The sequence below is a fragment of the Mesorhizobium sp. M5C.F.Ca.IN.020.29.1.1 genome, assembly GCF_003997375.1.
GTDB classification, from domain to species: domain Bacteria; phylum Pseudomonadota; class Alphaproteobacteria; order Rhizobiales; family Rhizobiaceae; genus Mesorhizobium; species Mesorhizobium wenxiniae.
Genome location: NZ_RZSW01000492.1, coordinates 1 through 4,798, shown reverse-complemented (window position 1 = coordinate 4,798; position 4,798 = coordinate 1). Strand labels below are relative to the sequence as shown.

Annotated in this window: 3 protein-coding genes; all 3 read left to right on the top strand. The window is 60.1% G+C overall.

Annotated features, from left to right (window positions below; genetic code table 11):
- A partial coding sequence (locus EOA85_RS27910; RefSeq protein ID WP_127211915.1) for a valine--tRNA ligase occupies positions 1-1,740 on the top strand: 1,740 nt, incomplete at its 5' end.
- Positions 1,741-2,173: 433 nt separating this feature from the next.
- Positions 2,174-3,406, top strand: coding sequence for an OmpP1/FadL family transporter (locus EOA85_RS27905; protein WP_127211914.1), 1,233 nt, complete (start codon positions 2,174-2,176; stop codon positions 3,404-3,406).
- 279 nt (positions 3,407-3,685) lie between these two features.
- Positions 3,686-4,798, top strand: a 1,113-nt coding sequence (locus EOA85_RS27900; protein ID WP_206523389.1) for a dihydroxy-acid dehydratase, incomplete at its 3' end; no start/stop codon positions are given.

The window sequence follows — 4,798 nt, the reverse complement described above, 5'->3', positions numbered from 1 at the left end:
GAGCTGATGGAGGCGGGCGGTTTCCTCGAAAAGGTCGAGCCGCATCGCCATGCCGTGCCGCATGGCGATCGCGGCGGCGTGCCGATCGAACCGTTCCTGACCGAACAATGGTATGCGAACGCGGCGGAGCTCGCCAAACCGGCTATTCGTGCGGTGCGTGAGGGCCGTACCAATTTCGTGCCGAAAAACTGGGAAAAGACCTATTTCGACTGGATGGAGAACATCCAGCCCTGGTGCATCTCGCGCCAGCTCTGGTGGGGTCACCAGATCCCGGCCTGGTACGGACCGGATGGACGCGTCTTCGTCGAGAAGACCGAGGAGGAGGCGCTAGCAGCCGCCGTCGAATATTATCTGGCGCTGGAAGGGCCATGGAAGGCCTGGGTTGAGGACAAGCTCGAGAACTTCAAGCCGGGCGAGATCCTGACCCGCGACGAGGATGTGCTCGACACATGGTTCTCGTCGGCGCTGTGGCCGTTCTCGACGCTTGGCTGGCCGGACCAGACGCCGGAGCTGAAAACCTACTACCAGACCGACGTGCTGGTGACCGGCTTCGACATCATCTTCTTCTGGGTCGCCCGCATGATGATGATGGGCCTGCACTTCATGGACGAAGAGCCGTTCCACACCGTCTATGTCCATGCGCTGGTGCGCGACAAGAACGGGCAGAAGATGTCGAAGTCGAAAGGCAACGTCATCGACCCGCTCGATCTCATCGACGAATACGGCGCCGACGCGCTGCGCTTCACGCTGACGGTGATGGCCGCGCAAGGGCGCGACGTGAAGCTCGATCCGGCCCGCATCGCCGGCTACCGCAACTTCGGCACCAAGCTGTGGAACGCGACGCGCTTTGCCGAGATGAACGACGTCGCGAGGAACGACGAGTTCTGGCTGAACGACGCCAAGCTGGCGGTCAACCGCTGGATCCTGACCGAACTGACACGCGCCGCGCGCGAAATCACCGAAGGAATCACCTCATACCGGTTCAACGAGGCTGCAGGTGCGGCCTACCGCTTCGTGTGGAACTTGTTCTGCGACTGGTATCTGGAACTGCTGAAGCCGGTGTTCACAGGTCCGGACGAGGCTGCCAAGGCCGAAAGCCGGGCTTGTGTCGCCTTCGTGCTCGACGAGATCTATAAGCTGCTGCATCCGATGATGCCATTCATGACCGAAGAGCTGTGGGCTGAGACCGCCGGCGAGGGCAAGGAACGGCCGTCGCTGCTTTGCCATGCCGCGTGGCCGTCGCCAGACTTTGAGGATGAGGCAGCGGCCGCCGACATCAACTGGCTGGTCGAGCTCGTCTCAGGCATCCGCTCCGTGCGCTCGGAAATGAATGTGCCGCCGGCCGCGATCGCGCCCCTGATGGTGATCGGCGCCAATACCGCGACCCACGAAAGGCTTGAGCGCCAGGCAACGGCCATCAAGCGACTGGCGCGGGTCGGCGACATCTCGCTGGTCGATACGGCGCCTAAGGGCTCCGCCCAGATCGTGCTCAACGAGGCGACCATCTGTCTGCCGCTCGGCAGCCTGATCGACCTTACCGCCGAGGCGGCGCGGCTGCAGAAGGAACTGGTCAAGGTGACCGAAGAGATCGCCCGCCTGCACAAGAAGCTGTCCAACGAGAAATTCGTCGCCAACGCGCCGGAAGATGTCGTGGAAGCCGAGCGCGAAAAACTCGCCGAGTATCGCGAGGCGCAAGAAAAGCTTTCGGTAGCGCTGACACGAGTGCGCGAAGCCGGTTGACTTATTCTGGAGTTTGAGAATCGAATTGGCTGAGGTTCGGATTGGCCAAAACCGGCTTCCGCTTTTGGGTCCGATGCTCAGGATTCGCGAGTCCTGCGAACTTGCTTTTCGGACGGCTTCCTGCCGCGAGAATAGGCGTTCCGCAGCGTAAATCTTGACGTAAACGGAATGTTTTAGCCCCATTGTTGCCATAATGTAACATTGTGGCCTTGTCTTCGCAAAACCTGCCGTTTTGGCGTCGTTCCGCGCGAGTTTTCTGGATTTTTTGTCGATTTGCAACCAAACGGGCCGTTTTCCGGGTTTGCGAGGAAAGCTGTCACTTTGTCTAAAATGCGGTCGGCGAAGGTGTACATGTACGCATCGGGAATTCATTGTTGCGCCGTTAACCTGAATTGGTTCTAGCTTAATCCCATTCGTATTCGGGAGGAGATTCATGAACAATTTGCGTCGGAAAGCGCTGCTGGGGGCGGGGTGCTTTTCTCTATTGACTTCGGGCGTTGCGAACGCCGGCGGCTTCGACCGGGGCGGTGTCAACATCGACCAGTTGTTTGATGCCGCGCCATATTCGTTCGATGCTGGCGTCACATATGTTTCGCCAAAGCGCAAATTGAAGAATGTGCAGCGCTTGGATTCCCCGCCGAACCCGGTTGCGTTGTCGTCTTCGTCAGTGGATGTTGGTGGCGACTATGCGGTGCCGCGCATCGGTATCAAGGCCAACATCTTTGAACCGGTGGATTGCCTTGCCACCTATACGGAACCGTATGGTGCGGAGGCAGACTTCGGAATGAACAACGCCTATTCGCCAACGGCGGTTGAATACTTCGTCAAAACAAATGATTTCGGCCTTACTTGCTCCTACAAGGTAAATGTCGGCAAGGGCTCCATGCGGTTCATCGGCGGCGTCTCCTACCAGGAGGTCGATGCGTTTCTGTCCCGCCAGACACTGCTGGCCTTCGGCAATACCGGCATCGGCGAGTTCAAGCTTTCTGACGAGGCGTGGGGCTGGCGTGTTGGTGCCGCCTATGAAATTCCCGAAATCGCCTTGCGCGGAAGCCTGATGTACTCTTCGAGCTACAAATATGACGAGCTGTCGGGAACTGTCGACACCACCGGTTTTAGGGGCGCCTTTCCGGCGGATCTGATTCCAGGCGCTACCGGGGTCTTCCCTGTCTCCGCCTCGGCCGAGATACCCCAAGCTGTGGAACTTAAGCTGCAGAGCGGTATAGCGCCTGGCTGGCTGGCCTTTGGTTCCATCCGCTGGCAGGAATGGAGCAGGCTTGGCGTCATTCCCATCAATGGCGTGCGCAGTCCGGTGACCGGCGCTCCCTCGCCCGTTTCTTTCGACCTGCTTTATCGCGACGGCTGGACGGTTTCGGGTGGCATAGCTCACAAGTTTTCCGACCAATTGTCTGGCGCGGTTTCGCTGACCTGGGATCGTGGAACCTCGACGACCTCCGGCTATCAGTCGGACACCTGGTCCGTGGCCAGCGGCATTTCTTATTCGCCGAACGACAAGATCGAGGTCAGACTTGGTGGTTCGATCGGTGTTCTGACCAGTGGGTCGTCGACCTTCACCGGTGTTGGCGACACGGCAAATGCCATCACCTACACATACGACGACGATCTGCTCCTTGCCGGCTCAGCTTCCGTTAAGGTCAAGTTCTAAACATAAGTTTTCAATAGCAAAAAGGCCGGGCATTGCCCGGCTTTTTTGTTCGAGCGGCTTCCTGACATGCAGGCGGCGTTACAAAAACGCGGCACCCCTCTGCCTCCCGCGATTGTGACGTTTTGGCAACAGTTTCTGAGCAACCCTCGCACCACAAGGACGCCCGGGGAGATTGCCTATTTCCCGCCATAAACCCGGCGCACTCGAATTTGTCCCGGAACACGTGCCCAAAGAGGCTCGGCAATGGGGCAGGTCGCACCGCCCGCGGCAAGGAAGAGTATGAACGCCAGAGTCATCTCCAAGGCCAAGCTGCCCAGCCGCTATGTGACCGTCGGTCCGGCGCGCGCGCCGCACCGCTCTTATCTCTATGCGATGGGATTGTCGGCGGCCGAGATCGCGCAGCCGCTGGTCGGTGTCGCGAGCTGCTGGAACGAGGCGGCACCGTGCAACATCTCGCTGATGCGCCAGGCGCAGGTGGTCAAGAAGGGCGTCGCCGCGGCGAACGGCACGCCGCGCGAATTCTGCACCATCACCGTCACGGACGGCATCGCCATGGGCCACCAGGGCATGAAATCGTCACTGGTGTCGCGCGAGGTCATAGCCGATTCGGTCGAACTCACCATGCGCGGCCATTGTTACGATGCGCTGGTCGGCCTTGCCGGTTGCGACAAGTCGCTGCCCGGCATGATGATGGCCATGGTGCGGCTCAACGTGCCGTCGATCTTCATCTATGGCGGCTCGATATTGCCCGGTTCCTACAAGGGCCGGCAGATCACCGTGCAGGATGTGTTCGAGGCCGTCGGCCAGCACTCGGTCGGCACGATCGGCGACGCCGAGCTCCTCGAAATCGAACAAGCCGCTTGTCCGTCGGCCGGCTCTTGCGGCGCCCAGTTCACCGCCAACACCATGGCCACCGTCGCCGAGGCCATCGGTCTGGCGCTGCCATATTCCTGCGGGGCACCGGCGCCCTACGAGATGCGCGACCGCTTCAACTTCGCCTCCGGCGAAAAGATCATGGAGCTGATCGCAAAGAATATCCGCCCGCGCGACATCGTCACGCTGAAGGCGCTGGAGAATGCGGCGACCGTGGTCTCGGCCACCGGCGGCTCGACCAACGCAGCGCTGCATTTGCCGGCGATCGCGCATGAGGCCGGGATAAAGTTCGACCTCTTCGATGTAGCCAGGATCTTCGAGAAGACGCCCTACATCGCCGACCTGAAGCCGGGCGGCAAATATGTCGCCAAGGACATGTTCGAGGCCGGCGGCATTCCGCTCTTGATGAAGACGTTGCTCGACCACGGCTATCTGCACGGCGACTGCCTGACGGTGACCGGCCGCACTTTAGCCGAAAATATGGAGCACGTAGCCTGGAATGATAGCCAGGATGTGGTC

What these genes read in the sequence shown, in the direction of transcription:
- EOA85_RS27905 (WP_127211914.1), top strand. Translation starts at nt 2,174, where the DNA reads ATGAACAATTTGCGTCGGAAAGCGCTGCTGGGGGCGGGGTGCTTTTCT.